Source organism: Thermodesulfobacteriota bacterium (genome assembly GCA_030583865.1).
Taxonomy (GTDB): domain Bacteria; phylum Desulfobacterota; class GWC2-55-46; order GWC2-55-46; family GWC2-55-46; genus UBA5799.
Genome location: CP129479.1, coordinates 2,064,791 through 2,082,325, shown reverse-complemented (window position 1 = coordinate 2,082,325; position 17,535 = coordinate 2,064,791). Strand labels below are relative to the sequence as shown.

Here is a 17,535-nt window from a genome sequence, read left to right as displayed (position 1 = left end):
GGATGAGGGAATTCATATCCGTCGCACGTGAGGGGATAAGGATTTTCATGCGCGCAAGCGGCTCGACGAACGCCGCGGCCATTTCCTTCTACGCCTTCTTTTCGCTCATACCGGTCATGTTCCTCGTGACCGCCGGGGTCGGCTTCGTCCTCGGCGCGAGGCCCGAGCTCCAGGAAAGGGTCGTGGGCATGGTGAGCGAGAGCCTTCCCTACCTGAGCGACACGATAATCAGGGAGCTCGAGGAGCTTTCGGAGAACTGGAGGACCTTCGGCTGGATAGGCCTCCTCTCGCTGGTCTTCGCGGCGGAGTTCGTGATGAGCGCGATGGTCCGGGCGCTTACCTCGATATTCGGCACGGAAAAGAGCTTCGGGATACTCCGCACAAGGCTCATAGGCCTCTTGATGATACTCCTCGCCATCCTGGCCGCACTCTCATCCGTAGCCGTGACCGCCCTGTCGTACACGATCCAGGACCTCAATACCGGAATACAGGGGCTCCAGTACGTTTTTAACCTTCTTTCGCTCCTGCTATTCGGGCTCATACTGCCGTTTTTCCTGGTGGCTGGCATAATAGCCGTGGTCTTCAGGGTGCTTGCGGGGGCAAACCTGGATTTCAGGCACGCCTTCCTGGGCAGCATGGTCTTCGCCATCCTGTGGGAGGCGGCAAAGCAGCTCTTCGCCCTCTACGTGGCGAATTTTCAGAGTTATAATAAGTTCTACGGCTCCATAGGCGCGCTCATGATACTGCTCATGTGGATATACTACTCCGCGAGCCTGTTCCTTCTCTCGGCGTCGGTTGCCAGGGCCGCGTACCTCGCCTCGGGGCCGCGGCGGGCGCCGCGGCCCCGAACACATTGAAAACCGTGGTCTTTACGGGGGTTACGGGCTTTTGTGGTTGAGATTTTTATTGTAAAACGGCGGAATCTGTGACACAATTGTTCGTATTTAAATTGCGATGAAAACTACTCATTACATAGGAGCATAGATGAACCAGCTATACAAGAACATAGCCATGTGGCTCATCATTATCGCCACGGTCGTGCTCATGTTCAATCTCATAAGCTATAAGCAGCCCTCCTCGGACAAGGTCGTCTTCAGCGATTTCATCCAGGAAGTCGAGTCCGGGAACGTCGTCGAGGTCACCATACAGGGCAATGACATAAGCGGGAAATACAAGGACGGGAAGACGTTCCAGACCTTCTCCCCGCAGTACCCCGACCTGATAGCCAAGCTCCGCACAAGCGGCGTGAAGATAGCAGCCGAGCCGGTAGTCGACAGCCCTTCATGGGGCACGATATTCGTATCCTGGTTCCCAATGATACTCCTTATAGGAGTGTGGATATTCTTCATGCGCCAGATGCAGAGCGGCGGCGGCAAGGCCATGAGCTTCGGGAAATCCAAGGCCAAGCTTCTTAGCGAAACCCAGCACAGGGTCACCTTCAAGGACGTGGCAGGCATCGAGGAGGCCAAGGAGGAGGTCGAGGAGATAATAGACTTCCTCAAGGACCCGAAGAAGTTCACGCGCCTCGGCGGCCGCATCCCCAAGGGAGTGCTCCTCGTAGGTCAGCCCGGCACCGGAAAGACGCTCCTTGCCAAGGCCATAGCAGGCGAGGCGGGAGTGCCGTTCTTCTCGATATCCGGAAGCGACTTCGTCGAGATGTTCGTGGGCGTCGGCGCATCGCGCGTCCGCGACCTCTTTGTCCAGGGCAAGAAGAACGCGCCCTGCATAATATTCATAGACGAGATAGACGCGGTCGGGCGCCACAGGGGCGCGGGCCTCGGAGGCGGCCACGACGAGAGGGAGCAGACCCTTAACCAGCTCCTCGTCGAGATGGACGGCTTCGAGTCGAACGAGGGCGTCATAATAATAGCGGCCACCAACAGGCCCGACGTGCTCGACCCGGCGCTGCTGCGTCCCGGGAGGTTCGACAGGAACGTCGTGGTGCCGAAGCCCGACCTTAAGGGCAGGGAGGAGATACTCAGGGTCCACACGTCGAAGACCCCGCTCGCCTCGGACGTGAACATGGAGATAATAGCCCGGGGCACCCCGGGGTTCTCCGGCGCCGACCTCTCGAACCTCGTGAACGAGGCGGCCCTCCTTGCGGCAAGGAGAGGCAAGGACAAGCTCGAAAAGGCGGAATTCGACGACGCGAAAGACAAGCTCCTCATGGGCACCGAGAGGAGGAGCATGATAATAAGCGAGGCCGAGAAGAGGAACACCGCCTACCACGAGGCGGGCCACACGCTGGTAGCGCGCCTCATCCCGGGCACCGACCCCATACACAAGGTCTCGATAATACCGAGGGGCATGGCTTTGGGCCTTACCCAGCAGCTCCCCATAGACGAGAGGCACACCTACAGCAAGGAGTTCCTGCAGAACAACATCTCCGTCCTCATGGGCGGCAGGGCCGCCGAGGAGCTCGTGCTTAACCACATGACTACCGGCGCCGGCAACGACATCGAGAGGGCGACCGAGATGGCGCGCAAGATGGTCTGCGAATGGGGCATGAGCGAGAAGCTCGGTCCCCTTACCTTCGGCAAGAAGGAGGAGCATATCTTCCTTGGCAAGGAGATGGCCCAGAGAAGGGACTTCAGCGAGGAGACCGCCGAGGAGATAGACGCCGAGATAAAGAAGGTGGTCCTCGAGAACTACACCAGGGCCAGGAAGCTCATAGAATCCCACATGGGCGCCCTCCACAGGCTCGCCAAGGCCCTGCTTGAAAAAGAGGTCCTGGACGCCCCGGAGATAGACAGGCTCATCTCCTCGGGCGGCGAGGACGACCCTGGAGAGGGGACGCCCCCCGAGGCCAGGCCCGAATCGCTCAAGCCGGAGGACGCGGCCAGGCTCGGTGTCGTCCTGAAATAGCCCGGCCCCGCTCCACAACCTATCCATAAAGCAGGCCGGACGCCACAGGGCGTCCGGCCTTTAACCCTTAAAATTATTCGGACCGATACCTTGAGGTTGCCAGTACGGTGTCTTGAGATCGCTTCAGCCGGGATATCGCAAAGAGAGATGGAGCGTATCGGCGTAGACCCCGCCGGGGTCCGCATAATGGCCCCGAAGCATTTCCATTACAACTTGAAGATAGAAGGGCTCACCCCGGCAGAGGCGAATATCCTTAAGCAGGACGCCCTTTCCATCGGGGGCGAGGCCGCTGTCGCATGGGGGACCGTCTCTTCGGCAGTCGAACGGACCGACGCCATCGTCTCTGGCACGCTCAGGCAGATAACCGACCTCATAGGCAAGCTCGAATGCCAGCCCTTCGGCCTTCCGGAGGTCGCGGGCTCGCTCAGGAGGGCCATAGGGAGCAGGGACCTCAAAACCTGGTCAGTCCGTGGCCGGAAGCGGAGCTTCGAGGTCGGCCCCCGCACTGTCATAATGGGGATACTGAACGTGACCCCGGACTCCTTCTCGGACGGGGGGAGGTTCCTGGACCTCGATGCCGCGGTCCAGAGGGGGCTTGAGATGCTCGAGGAGGGCGCGGACTGGATAGACGTAGGCGGCGAGTCCACGAGGCCTGGGGCCGAGCCGGTCGATGCGGCTTCCGAGGCCGCCCGGGTCGTCCCTGTCATAGGGGCCCTTTCAAAAGCGGGGGCGATCGTATCCGTCGACACGACAAAGGCGGAGGTCGCCAGGGCGGCCCTTGAGGCAGGGGCCTCCATCGTAAACGACATAAGCGCCATGTCGTATGACGGGAGGATGGCGGAAGTGGTAGCGGAAAGCGGGGCGCCGGTCGTCCTCATGCACACGAGGGGCACGCCCAGGACCATGCAGCTCGACACATCATACGATGACCTCATTGGGGAGGTCTACGGCTGGCTTCATTCGAGGCTTGAGTACGCCGTATCCAAGGGTATAGACCCTGAGAGCACTATCATAGACCCCGGCATAGGCTTCGGGAAGTCCGGCGAGGGCAATATCGAGATATTGAAGAGGCTGAGGGAATTCAAGTCTCTGGGCAGGCCCGTTCTCGCGGGGCCTTCGAGGAAGTCCTTCCTCGGAAGGTTCTCGTCCGGCAAGGGGGCAGGCGAGAGGCTTCCGGCGACCCTTGCGGCGCTCGCGGCCTCGGTACTTAACGGCGCCTCTATACTCAGGGTGCATGACGTAAGGGAGGCCAGGGAGGCGTCCGCGCTCGCGGACGCCGTGGCTCAATTATGAACTTCATGGAGAACATATTCGGCTTCAACGCCGTGGTGGCCGTGCTCGACGTCCTCATCGTGGCCTTCGTCCTCTACTGGCTCATGCTCATGTTCAAGGGCACCAGGGCCGAGAGGATGCTATGGGGGCTCGGGATAATCGTGACGGTCTACTTCGTGTCCCAGAGGTTCGAGCTGCTGACGCTCCACTGGATACTCTCGAACTTCCTCGGGTCCATAGTCATATTCATAATAGTCGTATTCCAGCAGGACATAAGGCGCGCGCTAGTCCACATGGGAAAGCCCTTCAGCACCAGGGACGCCATGACCTCGGACGGCGCGCTCGACGAGATTGTAAAGGCCGTCTCTATGATGTCGGAGTCGAGGACCGGCGGCATCATTGTGCTGGAGCGCTCGATAGACTTGACGGACTTCGTCGGCGAGGGGGCCGGGCTCGAGATAGACGCGAAGGTCTCAAAGGAGCTAGTCCTCTCGATATTCAACCCGTCGTCCCCCATACACGACGGCGCGGTAATAATCCGGAAGGGAAGGGTGCTCAGGGCCGGGTGCATACTGCCGCTCACCAACAAGGAGCTCTCCAAATCAATGGGCACGAGGCACAGGGCCGCGATAGGCCTTGCCGAGGAGACGGACGCGGCCATAATAGTCGTCTCCGAGGAGACCGGAGAGGTGACGCTCGCGGTCGAGGACGGCCTTTTCGTGGGCCTCGGGGCTGAAAAGCTCCTTGACGACCTTAGAAAGCTCTTTGCCGCGGGTTTTGCAGGCAGCGAGGCCATATTCCCCTGGAGGTCCGGGGCGAAATGAGGTCCTTTCTCGCATCCAACACGAAACTCAAGGTGCTGGCCCTCGTATTCGCCCTTGCGCTCTGGTTCTTCGTGGCCGGGCAGTCGAGGACAGAGGTGGGCTTCCTGGTGCCGCTGGGGTTCAAGGGTATACCCAAGGACATGGTCATGACCAGCATGCCGCCTGACGAGCTGGAGGTGAGGGTCACCGGGCCCAAGCTCTTCATAAACAACCTCTCGCCCACCCACATAACCGCCGAGATAGACTTGAGCGGCGCAAGGGAAGGGCTCAATACCTACCGCATACAGTCCAAGGACATAATCACGCCCATGGGCGTCGAGGTCCAGAGGCTCCGGCCAAGCTCCATAGAGGTGAAGCTCGAAAAGGTCGTAAGGGCAGAGCTGCCCGTAAAGGCGAAGCTCACCGGCAGGCCGGCGGCCGGGTACAGGGTCGCGGACGTGACAGTAGCGCCGGCGACCATATCCGTAACCGGCACTGAAAAGGAGATGAGGAAGATAAAGGAGATTAGCACCAGGCCCATCGACATCTCCGGGATAGACGCCCCGCTGAGCGTCAAGGTCCAGTTGGACCATGCAGGCCTTGAGCTCCGGAGCCTGAGCATCGACAGCGTTGAAGTGAGAATACTCCCGAGGAAGGAGAGATAGCCCATGCAGGCCAGGAAGAGGCTCTTCGGCACCGACGGCGTAAGGGGCGTTGCGAACATCGAGCCAATGACCGCAGAGATGGCCCTGCAGCTCGGCAGGGCCATCGCCTACATATTCAAGAAGGAGGCGAGGCGCCACAGGATAGTGGTCGGGAAGGACACCCGGCTCTCGGGCTACATGCTCGAGGGCGCGATGATGGCCGGCATCTGCTCAATGGGGGTGGACGCGCTCATGGTGGGGCCGCTCCCCACCCCGGGCATAGCCTTCCTCACCTCCAGCATGAGGGCGGACGCGGGTGTCGTCATATCGGCCTCCCACAACCAGTACCAGGACAACGGCATCAAGTTCTTCTCGAGGAGCGGCCTTAAGCTCCCGGACGAGATGGAGCTTAAGATAGAGGAGTTCATCTTCGAGAACCAGGACCCGAGCCACCGTCCCACGGCGAGCGAGGTCGGCAAGGCATACAGGGTGGACGACGCGATTGGCCGCTACGTCGTGTTCGCGAAGAACACCTTCCCCAGGGAGCTTACGCTCGACGGACTCAGGATAGCGGTCGACTGCGCGAACGGCGCCGCGTACAAGGTGGCCCCGGCGGTCTTCTACGAGCTCGGGGCCGAGGTCATACCCCTGGGCGTCAAGCCCGACGGCGAGAACATAAACCGCGACTGCGGGGCGCTCCACCCGGAGAGGCTCGCCGCGGCGGTGAGGGAGTCCGGGGCGCACGCGGGGTTCGCGCTCGACGGCGACGGCGACAGGTGCATAATGGTCGACGAGAAGGGCACTATCCTCGACGGCGACCACATGCTCGCGGTCTCGGCCACGGCCATGCTGAGGGAGGGCTCCCTCAAGGGCAATACGGTCGTCGCCACCATAATGAGCAACTCGGGCCTTGAGGAGGCCATAGAGCGGGCCGGGGGCAAGGTCGTAAGGACCTCTGTCGGCGACAGGTACGTGGTGGAGGAGATGCTCAGGCGCGGCTACAACCTCGGAGGTGAGCAGTCCGGCCATATCGTCTACCTCGACCACACCACTACCGGAGACGGCGTCATATCGGCCCTGCAGGTCTTGAAGAGGATGGCCGAGGAGGGGAAGCCCCTTTCCGAGCTCGCCTCGGCCATGAAGACCTACCCGCAGATACTCCTTAACGTAAGGGTCAGGGAGAAAAAGGACCTGGGCTCCATACCGGCGGTCACGAAGGCGTTGAAGGCGGTCGAGGAGAAGCTCAGCAACCGGGGCCGGGCGTTCATACGCTATTCCGGGACCGAGCCGCTCGCGAGGATAACCATAGAGGGCGAGAAAGAGGACGAGATCTCGGTCATGGCCAGCGAGCTTGCGGAGCTGTTGAAAAAGGAAATAGGCTGAGAAAGGCGCCTTTTAATTGGAACAGTCCGATCTGAACATGCTGAAAGGAGTCCCCTTGGATGTCCAGGCTTTCTGTTAACGTTGACCATGTGGCTACAATAAGGCAGGCGCGGCTCGGGAGCGAACCGGACCCGGTCGCCGCCGCTATGATGGCGGAGCTTGCAGGCGCTGACGGCATAACCGTCCACCTCCGGGAGGACAGGAGGCACATACAGGACAGGGACCTCCGGGTCTTGAGGAAAACGGTGAAGACCGAGCTTAACCTCGAGATGGCCGCAACGAAAGAGATGCTCGACATGGCGCTTGAGGTGAAGCCCGAGCTTGTGACGCTCGTCCCGGAAAAGAGGAAGGAGCTCACGACCGAGGGCGGCCTCGACTTGAAACCGCATGCCGAGTACCTCAGGAAGTTTGTTGGGCAGCTCCGGGATGGGCGTATAAGGGTGAACCTCTTCATAGACCCCTCGCCCGAGGCGGTTAAGGCCTCTGCCAGGATAGGCTCGGACGGGGTCGAGCTCCACACGGGCACATACGCCGAAGCCAAGGGGGAGCAGGCAAGGCAAGGTGAGCTGAGGCGGATACATGATTCGGCGGTGCTGTCGAGGAAGCTCGGCCTTAAGACGCACGCGGGCCACGGACTCGACTACCTGAACATCCTCGACGTCGCGGCCATAAGGGAGATAGACGGCTTCGCCATAGGGTTCAGCATCGTCTCCCGCGCGGTATATACCGGCATCGGCGAGGCGGTCCGCGAGATGAAGCGCCTCATAATGGAATCGAGGCCCAGATAATAAAGCCATGATCCACGGCATAGGCATAGACGCTGTAGAGGTCCCCAGGTTCAAGCGGGCAATGGAGAGGTGGGGCGAAAGGCTTACCTCAAGGCTCTTTACCGGGCCGGAGCTCGCGTATTCGCTCCGCCTTAGGAGGCCCGAGCGCCACCTTGCCGCGAGGTTCGCCGCCAAGGTGAGCTTCTTCAAGGCCCTCGGAAAACCCGTGCCGTGGAGGGACGTAGAGGTCGTAAGGGCCTCGTCCGGCGCGCCAGCCCTTAGCGTAAAGGGCCTCTCCGAGGGCCTGAGGGTGAGCGTTTCCATATCCCACGACGGGGACCTGAGCATCGCGGAGACCATAATCGAGAGGGACTCTTGAAGGCCGCCGATTCCGAGACCATACGCAAGGTGGATGGGGCCGCGCTGGAGAGGTACGGACTGACGGGCTTGCAGCTCATGGAGAACGCCGGACGGGGCGTGGCCGAAATCGCGCTGAAGGAGGCTGGCCCGGGCCGGGTGGCCATATTCGCCGGAAAGGGCAATAACGGCGGGGATGGTTATGTGGCTGCCAGGCACCTGAGGAACTCGGGGCGCGATGCCGTTGTCTATTCCCTTTGCAGGACCGAGGAGCTAAGCGGCGATGCCGCAACGAACGCCGGGATATGGCGGAAGATGGGCGGCGATGCGCGGGAGGTCCTCTCAAGCGCGGGCCTCGATTCAGCCGCGTCCTCGATAAGGCATTCGTCACTGGTCGTAGACGCTATATTCGGGACAGGGCTTAAGGCCGATATTTCAGGGATACACGCAAGCGCGATAGAATTCATCAACTCTCTCGGAAAAAAGACCATAGCCGTCGACGTCCCTTCCGGCATAGACGCCACGACCGGTAAGTTATGGGGCTCTGCCGTAATGGCCGATATAACGGCCACAATGGCAATGCCCAAGCTCGGGCTCCTGCTCTATCCCGGAAGGACTTACGCGGGCAGGGTAGAGGTTATAGACATAGGCGTCCCGCGCGAGCTCCTTGAAGACGGCGGCATTAGATGGAACCTCCTTACAGGGGCTGATATAAGGAAGACCCTTAGGCCCAGGCGGCCCGAGGCCCATAAGTCCACGCACGGGCATCTCCTTGTGCTCGCGGGCTCTCCAGGCATGACCGGGGCCGCTTACATGGCGGCTGTCGCAGCCATGAGGGCAGGGACGGGGCTTGCCACACTCGGCGTTCCGGAACGGCTGAACGTTATCATGGAGGCAAAGACGACCGAGGTGATGAGCCTGGGCCTTCCTGAGACCAGGGAAGGGACTCTCGGCGCAGTCTCCTTCGAGGCAATAAAAAAACTCCTGCCCGGCAAGACCGCCGTGGTGGTCGGACCCGGGATGAGGAGCTCGGATGAGGCAAGGCGGCTTATCGAGACGCTCCTTCATGAGGTCCGGGTCCCGGTCGTGATCGACGCCGACGGGCTCAATTCCTTCGGCCCTGGAATAGCCGCCGTCAAGAGAGAGGGCCTGGATATCGTCCTTACCCCGCACCCGGGCGAGATGGCAAGGCTCCTCGGGAGGAGCGCGGCAGAGGTCCAGTCCGACAGGATAGGCGCGGCAGAGGAGCTTACGCGCATAACGGGCGCGACAGTCGTCTTGAAAGGCGCCGGGACCCTCATATCCGTCCCTTCGGGCGAGATATTCATAAACCTCACGGGAAACCCGGGGCTTGCGACAGCCGGCACCGGCGACGTGCTCGCCGGCATGCTCGGCGGCCTCCTTGCCCAGGGTTATGGCCCGGCCCAGGCCGCGTGCGCTGCCGCCTACATCCACGGCCTTGCCGGCGACGAGGTGAAGAGGGCGCAGGGCGAGCTCGGGATGATGGCGATGGACCTCGTGCCGGAGATCCCACGCCTGATGAACTCCTTTGTAGACCACTCCTGAATGGAAGAGGCATTCACATACCTGACTTCCTCCCCTGAAGAGACGGAACGCATAGGCGAAGGGCTTGCGGTGAAGCTAGGGGCTGGGGACTGTGTTGCGCTAACAGGCGAGCTCGGCGGCGGCAAGACCCGCTTCGTAAGGGGCTTGGCCAGGGGCCTCGGCGCAAAAGGGGCCGTAAAGAGCCCGAGCTTCACGATACTCAATATCTACGAAGGGGGCAGGCTGCCCCTCTACCACATGGACCTCTACAGGATAATGGGCGAGGAGGAGTTCCTTTTCGCCGGGCTCGAGGAATATGTCCACGGAAATGGGGTCGCCGTCATTGAATGGGCCGAGCGCGCGCCATCGCTCCTCCGTGACTGCAGGATAATGGTCCGGTTCAGGTACGTCTCGGATACCGAGAGGGAGATCGAGCTCAGGATAAAAGACGACGCTGGAAAGCATGGAAAGCCTGTGTTATAAGTGAAAGACTTATGGCAAGCTCTAAAAATTGATCTTTTCCCCGGACTCTGCGTCAGGCCGGGAATAAAAATGCTCACATATTATCATATATGCTCCGCTTTTTATTCCCGGCCTTCCTTGATTGCGTGAAAAATATATAATTTTTAGAGGTTGCCTTATATTTTTATAGCGGGGGTATTCGAGAGTGCGAGAGTTCGATATCGTTGTAGTCGGGGCCGGGCCAGGCGGGTATGTCGCGGCGATAAGGGCCGCGCAGCTCGGCGCCAAGACCGCCCTGGTCGAAAGGGACAGTATCGGCGGCACTTGCCTCAACCGGGGCTGCATACCGACCAAGGCCCTTTATTATTCGGCAAAGGCCCTGGAGGCCTCGAAGCACGCCGCGGATTTCGGCGTGAACGTGGGGGAGATATCCTTCGACCTTGCGAAGGCGGTAGAGCGGAAGGACGGGGTCGTAAAGAAGCTCGTCGGAGGGGTCGAGCAGCTCCTTAAGGGCAACAAGGTCGAGGTCATAAAGGGGAGCGCCTTCCTTGAGTCCGCCGGAAGGGTGAGGGTTACCAACGGCTCGACCGAGGCCATTGCCGCAAAGTCCATAATAGTCGCGACCGGCTCTGAGCCGGCCATGATACCCGCCTTCAACATAGACGGGAAAAACGTGCTCACGTCCACGGAGATGCTGGACGTTAAGAAGGTGCCGGAATCGCTCCTCGTGATAGGCGGGGGCGTCATGGGCTGCGAGTTCGCCACCCTCTTCTCAGCCTTCGGGAGCAGGGTCATGGTAGTCGAGCTCCTTCCCTCCATACTAACTACCGAGGACAGGATGGTCTCAAGGGTCATCGCCAAGAGGTTCAAGGAGACCGGCGTGAACGTGCTTACGGACGTCCAGGTCGAGGCGGTCGTCCCCGAGGACGGCTGCGTAAAGACCAGGCTCAAGGACGGGCGCGAGTTCATTACCGAGAAGGTCATGGTCGCCATAGGCCGCTCGTTCAACTCTTCCGGCATAGGCCTTGACGCCCTGGGCGTGAATATCGAAAAGGGCAGGATAGCGGTTGACGAGCGCATGGAGACGAACGTCAAGGGCGTCTACGCCATAGGCGACGTTACAGGCAAGATGCTCCTTGCGCACGTGGCCTCGACACAGGGCATCGTCGCCGCAAACGCCGCGCTCGGCAAGGACGCCAGGATGGACTATTCCGTGATACCGGCCGGTATATTCACCGACCCCGAGATAGCGAGCGTCGGCTTGCGTGAAAAGGACGCTGTGGAAAAGGGCATCGAGGTCAGGGTCGGCAGGTTCCCGTACGCTGCGAGCGGCAAGGCGCTCGGCATGGGCGAGACCGAAGGCTTCGTCCAGATAGTCGCCGACCCGGGGACCGACAAGGTCCTCGGCTGCTCGATAGTGGGCGCGCACGCGACCGACCTCATTGGCGAGGCCGCCATTGCCATGCGGGCCGGGGTAACCGTGAAGGATCTCGCGGAGACAATACACGCGCATCCGACGCTTCCCGAGCTCGTCATGGAGGCCGCGGAGGACGTGCACGGCATGGCGATCCATAAGATAGGGAGAAAGAGGTAGGCGTAAAAGGAAATGGTGAGTGTCTTACCGAGCGAAGCGAAGGACTTTGTTTTTAGAATCGGCAAATCACGAGATTCTTCGGTCGCTTGCGCTCCCTCAGAATGACAGCAAGCAAAAGAAGCCTATCAAAGCACAGACGCATTGAAAGGTAGTTTTATGGCATTGATAGTCCAGAAGTACGGCGGGACGTCGGTAGGCAATGTCGAGCGCATCAAGAACGTGGCCAGGAGGGCCGCCAAGGCCAGGGGAGAAGGCAACGACGTAGTCGTGGTACTCTCCGCCATGTCCGGCGAGACCAACAGGCTGGTGGCCCTTTGCCATGAGGCGAGCGAGTTCCCGATAGGCCGCGAGTACGACGTCGTAATCTCCACTGGCGAGCAGGTCACCATAGGGCTGCTCTCGATCGTCCTGAAGGAGATGGGCCTCAAGGCCAGGAGCTTCACGGGCCACCAGGTGCCGATTGTGACCGACTCGCAGTTCGGCTCCGCCCGGATAGAGTCCATCGACGGAACGGGCATAAAGGACGAGCTCGCGAAGGGCTCGATAGTGGTTGTGGCGGGCTTCCAGGGCGTTGACCCGGAGGGCAACATAACTACGCTCGGCAGGGGCGGCTCTGATACCACCGCCGTCGCGCTTGCCGCGGCATTGAAGGCCGACCTCTGCGAGATATACACCGACGTGGACGGAGTCTACACGACCGACCCCAACATCTGCCAGGAGGCCCGGAAATTGAAGAAGGTCTCCTACGACGAGATGCTCGAGATGGCGAGCCTCGGGGCCAAGGTGCTGCAGACGAGGTCCGTCGAGTTCGCGAAGAAATACGAGGTGCCTGTCATGGTGAGGTCCTCGTTCAACGATTCAGAGGGCACGCTCGTCTGCAAGGAGGACAAGGAAATGGAAAAAGTGGTGGTCTCAGGCATCACCTACAATAAGAACGAGGCCAAGATTTCGGTCCTCCGGGTGCCGGACAGGCCGGGCATAGCCGCCAAGCTCTTCAGGCCGCTTACCGAGGCCGGCATAAACGTCGACGTGATCGTGCAGAACATAAGCCACGACGCGCACACCGACCTGACCTTCACGGTCTCCAAGGAGGACTACAAGAGGGCCTTGAAGATCGTCGAGGCCACGGCGGCTTCCATCGAGGCCAAGGAGGTCAGGGGTGACACCGGCATAGCCAAGGTCTCCATAGTTGGCGCGGGGATGAGGAGCCACGCGGGAGTGGCCTCGAAGATGTTCGACGTCATGGCCAACGAGGGCATAAACATACAGATGATATCCACCTCGGAGATAAAGATATCGATAGTGGTGGACGTGAAGTACACCGAGCTCGCGGTAAGGGTCCTCCACGAGGCCTTCGGCCTCGGCAGGGGCGAGGTTACGGAGGAGGCGGGGGCATAAGGGTTCGATACCCGCCGCTTTCGGCGGGGCATCTCATAAGGCAGCCGCATTTCATTTGAGAGTATTTGGATGATCTTCCTTTACGACACTACGCTCCGCGACGGCACGCAGGCCGAGGACATCTCCTTTTCCGTCGAGGACAAGGTACGGATAGCCAGGGCGCTCGACGACCTCGGGGTCCACTACATCGAGGGCGGCTGGCCCGGCAGCAACCCGCGCGATATCGAGTTCTTCAAGTCCATGTCCGGGGAGAAGCTCGGGAGTTCCAGGCTCGTGAGCTTCGGCTCCACCAGGCGCGCTGGCGCAAGGGCCGCGCAAGACGCGAACTTGAAGGCCCTCGTCTCGTCGCGCACCCCGGCTGTCGCCATCTTCGGGAAGACCTGGAAGCTCCATGTCTTGAAGGCCATCAGGGTTTCGCTCGACGAGAACGTCGAGATGATATTCGACTCGGTAGCCTATCTCAAGAAGCGGGTCGGCGAGGTCTTCTACGACGCCGAGCACTTCTTCGACGCCTATAAGGACGACCCGGCCTATGCGCTCAAGACCCTCAAGGCGGCGGAGGAGGCAGGGGCGGACTTCCTGGTCCTCTGCGACACGAACGGCGGGACCCTGCCCTTCGAGGTCGCCGAGATAACGAGGGAAGTCAGGCTCAATACCTCGGCCCGGATAGGCATTCATGCGCATAACGACTCCGACACCGCCGTTGCGAACTCACTGTCCGCCGTAAGGGAAGGGGCCGTAATGGTGCAGGGCACGGTGAACGGCTTCGGGGAGAGGTGCGGCAACGCGAACCTCTGCTCCATAATACCGGCCCTGAAGGTCAAGATGGGCCTCGACTGCATCACCTCCGAGAGGCTCAGGAAACTGAGGAGCACGGCGAGGTTCGTAAACGAGCTTGCGAACCTCCCTCATCTGAAGCACCAGCCCTATGTGGGCGACAGCGCCTTCGCGCACAAGGGCGGCATCCACGTGAGCGCCATACTTAAGAACCCCGCGACCTACGAGCACATGAGCCCGGATCTCGTGGGCAACATCCAGCGCGTGCTCGTGTCCGACCTCTCCGGCAGGTCCAATATCATCTACAAGGCCGAGGAGTACGGGGTCGACATATCGAGCGGCTCGGAGGTAGTAAAGGGCGTCCTTAACGAGCTTAAGCTGCTTGAGCACCAGGGCTTCCAGTACGAGGGGGCCGAGGCATCGTTCGAGCTCCTCATCCGCAAGGCCATGAAGAAAAAGGAGAGGTACTTCAAGCTCCTCGACTTCAGGGTCATTGACGAGAAAAAGAGCGAGGACGAAGCCCCCCACTCCGAGGCCACCATAAAGCTCGAGGTTAACGGGGTGGTCGAGCACACCGCCGCCGAGGGTAACGGCCCTGTAAACGCCCTTGACAGGGCCCTCCGGAAGGCGCTTGAGAGGTTCTACCCTTCCATCCGGGAAGTGGAACTCCTGGATTTCAAGGTGAGGGTGCTCGCCGGGATGCAGGGCACCGCGGCGAAGGTGCGCGTCCTTGTCGAGTCCGGCGACGGGGCTGATAAATGGGGCACCGTCGGGGTTTCCGAAAACGTTATCGAGGCGAGCTGGCAGGCACTTGTCGACAGCCTCGAATACAAGCTCTTCAAGGACGGGAAGAAAAGGAAAGGCAAGCCCCGCGCGTAAGCCTTGCGCCTGCAGTTGTTCTTAACCGGTCCCTTTCAAGGTCAGGGGGCAAAATGAGAGACAAGCGCTACCCTGCTTTCCTCCTCGTCTCAATAGCCCTTCTGGTTCTATTCATCTACCGCAACCCGTCGCTCTTTCCTGAAAACCCTTCAACACCGCCGGAAAAGCCGCTTTCAACCGCCCAGGCGGGCCATGCTCCCGCCCCGCTCGCAAGTGCGGCCCCGGAGGACCCGAGGCCGCCCTCCATCCCGGTATTCCCGCTCGACATCAATAAGGCCGCCGTCGAAGACCTGATGCTGCTTCCCGGCATCGGCGAAAAGACCGCATTGAGGATAGTCGAGAAAAGGGCGGAAATGGACGGTTTCCGGACGGTCGACGATTTGACAGAGGTCAAGTGGGTTGGTAAAGTCAAGTTGGAGAGGATACGCGCCCTCGTCTTTGCCGGGCCCTACGCCGCGCCGCCGCGTTCCGCTCCATGATAGCCTTCCGTAAATAGCCGTCCTTCTAATTTTTTCACGAAAAACAAGCACATAGAAGGTCTCTTTAAGGGCGGGTCTTGATTATGCCGGATGACATTCTCTCAGAGCTCAGGGCCAGGGAAGAGGAGATGGAGGCCCTGATAAACGACGCCAGGCAAAGGGCCGCCCGCATAAGGGAGGAGGCGGCCAGGGAAGCCAGGGCGCTCAAGGAGTCGCTCGTGGCCGCGGCCGATGCCGAGGCGGCTCGGCTTGCCGCGTCAGAGCGCGAAAAGACAGAAAGAGAAGCCGGTGAAATAGGGGAAAGGGGCAGGAGAGAGGCGAGTGAACTGAGGGAAAAGGGCGAAAGGAAGTTCGAGGGGGCCGTTTCGGAGGTCATGCGTTTCCTCATGGAATCGATAGGTGCGCCAAGGTGATAAAGAAGATGCTCAAGGCGAGGATAATCGGCCCGAAGAGCCGCATCGATGAGGCCGTAAAGGCGCTGCACTCGGCCGCCGTGCTCCATATAGAGACGGTCCCTGAGGAGGACATCGGTAACGGCGGGCTCCTACGGAGGCTCCCCATAGAGGCGGAAAGGGTAAGGGAGAGGGAAGAGCTCGAAAAGGCGCGCGACGCGCTTAAGAACCTCGCGGCCCTTCTGCCTGAGCCGCCGGTCGTAAGGCCCGTGCGGGTCGAGGCCCGGGAAATACCCCGGTACATGGGCGACCTCGCCCATATCGGCGAGAGGGCAAGGGAGCTCCGGGCGCGGAAGGACGCGCTCTCGGAGGAGCTTTCCTCCTTGGGGAAATACGAGAAGCTGCTCCGCGGCTTCGCGCCCATCGTATCGAGGCTCGGGGGCCTGAAGAACTTCGAGGTCACCGGCGTCACGCTCGAGCGGACGAGGGAGGACATAGCGGGCCTTCTTGAATCCGAGGTGTCGAGGATAACCGAAGGCGCCTACAGGATCCTTACGAAGGACCTGGACGCCGGGACCATCGGGGTGGTGCTCGCATACCCGAAGCACTTCGACCAACAGGTCAAAACGCTCCTTGCGGGCAGGGCCATCGGCGAGGTGCGCCTGCCGGACGAGTACGCGGACATGGCCCTCGTAGAGGCCCTGGTGCTGATGGGGAGGAGGCGGGCCCTGATACCGGGCCTCGTAAGCGACATCGACAGGGAGTTGTCGACCATTTCATTGCAATGGTACGACGAAATAGACGGGACCGCGAGGGCGATAGATAACGCGCTCGACGAGTTCGGCGCGTTCTCGTACGCTGCGGCGAGCTCCTTCGCGTTCATAATCGAGGGATGGGTCCCTGCCGAGAGGTATGGCGCCCTGAAAGAGGAGTTCCGGAGGTCGTTCGGCGGGAGCGTGATGGTAAGTATCATGGAAACGGACTTGGCCCAGGACGACTCGGTGCCGGTACTCATAAGGAACCCCTGGTTCATAAGGCCTTTCGAGGTCTTCCTCTCGGCGCTGCCGCCGCCGAGATACGGCTCTGTGGACCCGACCCTTTATGTGGCTATATTCTTCCCGGCCTTCTTCGGCCTTATAGTTGCGGACATGGGCTACGGCGCAGTCACGATGGCGCTGGCCTTGACCCTCCGCTCAAGGCTCAAGGAAAGAAAGGCATACAGGGACATAGCGACGGTGCTTGCGATTGCGAGCGCCTCGGCCATCGTCTTCGGCTTTCTTTTCGGCGAGTTCTTCGGCGACCTGGGAGAGAGGCTCGGGCTACATCCCATAATCTTTCACAGGATAGAGGCCCTTACTACGCTCATTTACGTCACCATAGGTATAGGCGTCTTCCATGTGCTTCTGGGCATAGCGCTCGGCATAAAGAGCAGCATCGCCAGGAAAAAAAACAAAAAGGCGGCGGCAAAGGCGGCTTTCTTCCTGCTCGTAGTCTCGTTCCTCTGCGTGCTCGGCGCAACGACGGGCAACCTGCCGGGCGAATACCTCATGGCAGCGGCTGTTGTTTCGGCCCTTTCCTTTGCGGCGCTCGTCCTCCTGGAGGGCATACTCGGCCCCGTGGACTTCCTCGAGGCCCTCGGCAATATCGTATCCTACGTCCGTATCATGGCAGTCGGCACGGCTTCGGTCGTCATGGCCCTGGTCGCGAACAAGCTGGGGTCCATCCCGGAGAGCCTGGCGATCGGCGTGCTCGTAGCAGGGCTCGTGCATGTCCTCAACCTGCTCTTGAGCATCCTGAGCCCCTCGATACAGTCCATGAGGCTCCAGTATGTAGAGTTCTTCAGCAAGTTCTACGAGGGCGGCGGGAGGAGATACAGGCCTTTCAGGAGGCGTTAGCCGAAGCACAAAAACCTTAGGAG

The 17,535-nt window shown here is 60.6% G+C and carries 16 protein-coding genes; all 16 read left to right on the top strand.

The annotated features are described in order from the left end of the window. Positions 1-2: 2 nt before the first annotated feature. Positions 3-857 (top strand): YihY/virulence factor BrkB family protein, encoded by an 855-nt coding sequence (locus tag QY316_09940; GenBank protein ID WKZ32223.1) that lies wholly within the window; start codon positions 3-5, stop codon positions 855-857. A gap of 127 nt (positions 858-984) precedes the next feature. After that, positions 985-2,865, top strand: a complete 1,881-nt coding sequence (gene ftsH / locus QY316_09935) for an ATP-dependent zinc metalloprotease FtsH (GenBank protein ID WKZ32222.1) — start codon at positions 985-987, stop codon at positions 2,863-2,865. A 147-nt stretch (positions 2,866-3,012) separates the two neighbouring features. Beyond that, positions 3,013-4,158, top strand: coding sequence for a dihydropteroate synthase (gene folP, locus QY316_09930; GenBank protein ID WKZ32221.1), 1,146 nt, complete (start codon positions 3,013-3,015; stop codon positions 4,156-4,158). Then, positions 4,155-4,961, top strand: a complete 807-nt coding sequence (gene cdaA / locus QY316_09925) for a diadenylate cyclase CdaA (GenBank protein ID WKZ32220.1) — start codon at positions 4,155-4,157, stop codon at positions 4,959-4,961. Before folP ends, cdaA begins: the two co-directional genes overlap by 4 nt. Next, on the top strand, positions 4,958-5,605 hold the full coding sequence (locus QY316_09920; protein WKZ32219.1) for a CdaR family protein: 648 nt from the start codon (positions 4,958-4,960) through the stop codon (positions 5,603-5,605). Before cdaA ends, QY316_09920 begins: the two co-directional genes overlap by 4 nt. Positions 5,606-5,608: 3 nt before the next feature. Then, entirely contained in the window at positions 5,609-6,967 is a 1,359-nt protein-coding gene (glmM, locus tag QY316_09915) for a phosphoglucosamine mutase (GenBank protein ID WKZ32218.1), read from the top strand. Positions 6,968-7,026: 59 nt separating this feature from the next. Next, positions 7,027-7,755 (top strand): pyridoxine 5'-phosphate synthase, encoded by a 729-nt coding sequence (locus QY316_09910; GenBank protein WKZ32217.1) that lies wholly within the window; start codon positions 7,027-7,029, stop codon positions 7,753-7,755. A 7-nt stretch (positions 7,756-7,762) separates the two neighbouring features. Next, positions 7,763-8,113 carry a holo-ACP synthase gene (gene acpS, locus QY316_09905; GenBank protein WKZ32216.1) on the top strand — a complete coding sequence of 117 codons (351 nt, stop codon included), beginning with the start codon at positions 7,763-7,765 and terminating at the stop codon, positions 8,111-8,113. Then, positions 8,110-9,657: an NAD(P)H-hydrate dehydratase gene (locus QY316_09900; GenBank protein WKZ32215.1), complete on the top strand. Its 1,548-nt coding sequence runs from the start codon at positions 8,110-8,112 to the stop codon at positions 9,655-9,657. The genes acpS and QY316_09900 overlap by 4 nt, the downstream gene beginning before the upstream one ends. Beyond that, positions 9,658-10,119, top strand: a complete 462-nt coding sequence (gene tsaE, locus QY316_09895; protein WKZ32214.1) for a tRNA (adenosine(37)-N6)-threonylcarbamoyltransferase complex ATPase subunit type 1 TsaE — start codon at positions 9,658-9,660, stop codon at positions 10,117-10,119. It abuts the gene before it with no gap. Positions 10,120-10,303: 184 nt separating this feature from the next. Beyond that, a complete protein-coding gene (lpdA, locus tag QY316_09890) occupies positions 10,304-11,692 on the top strand; it encodes a dihydrolipoyl dehydrogenase (GenBank protein ID WKZ32213.1) in 1,389 nt (462 codons plus the stop codon). A 156-nt stretch (positions 11,693-11,848) separates the two neighbouring features. Then, on the top strand, positions 11,849-13,090 hold the full coding sequence (locus tag QY316_09885; GenBank protein WKZ32212.1) for an aspartate kinase: 1,242 nt from the start codon (positions 11,849-11,851) through the stop codon (positions 13,088-13,090). A gap of 63 nt (positions 13,091-13,153) precedes the next feature. Next, positions 13,154-14,746: a citramalate synthase gene (cimA, locus tag QY316_09880; protein ID WKZ34113.1), complete on the top strand. Its 1,593-nt coding sequence runs from the start codon at positions 13,154-13,156 to the stop codon at positions 14,744-14,746. A 53-nt stretch (positions 14,747-14,799) separates the two neighbouring features. Continuing rightward, positions 14,800-15,225: a helix-hairpin-helix domain-containing protein gene (locus QY316_09875; protein WKZ32211.1), complete on the top strand. Its 426-nt coding sequence runs from the start codon at positions 14,800-14,802 to the stop codon at positions 15,223-15,225. An 83-nt stretch (positions 15,226-15,308) separates the two neighbouring features. Beyond that, positions 15,309-15,638 carry a V-type ATPase subunit subunit G family protein gene (locus tag QY316_09870; GenBank protein ID WKZ32210.1) on the top strand — a complete coding sequence of 110 codons (330 nt, stop codon included), beginning with the start codon at positions 15,309-15,311 and terminating at the stop codon, positions 15,636-15,638. Next, a complete protein-coding gene (locus QY316_09865; GenBank protein ID WKZ32209.1) occupies positions 15,635-17,512 on the top strand; it encodes a V-type ATPase 116kDa subunit family protein in 1,878 nt (625 codons plus the stop codon). The genes QY316_09870 and QY316_09865 overlap by 4 nt, the downstream gene beginning before the upstream one ends. Positions 17,513-17,535: the final 23 nt, after the last annotated feature.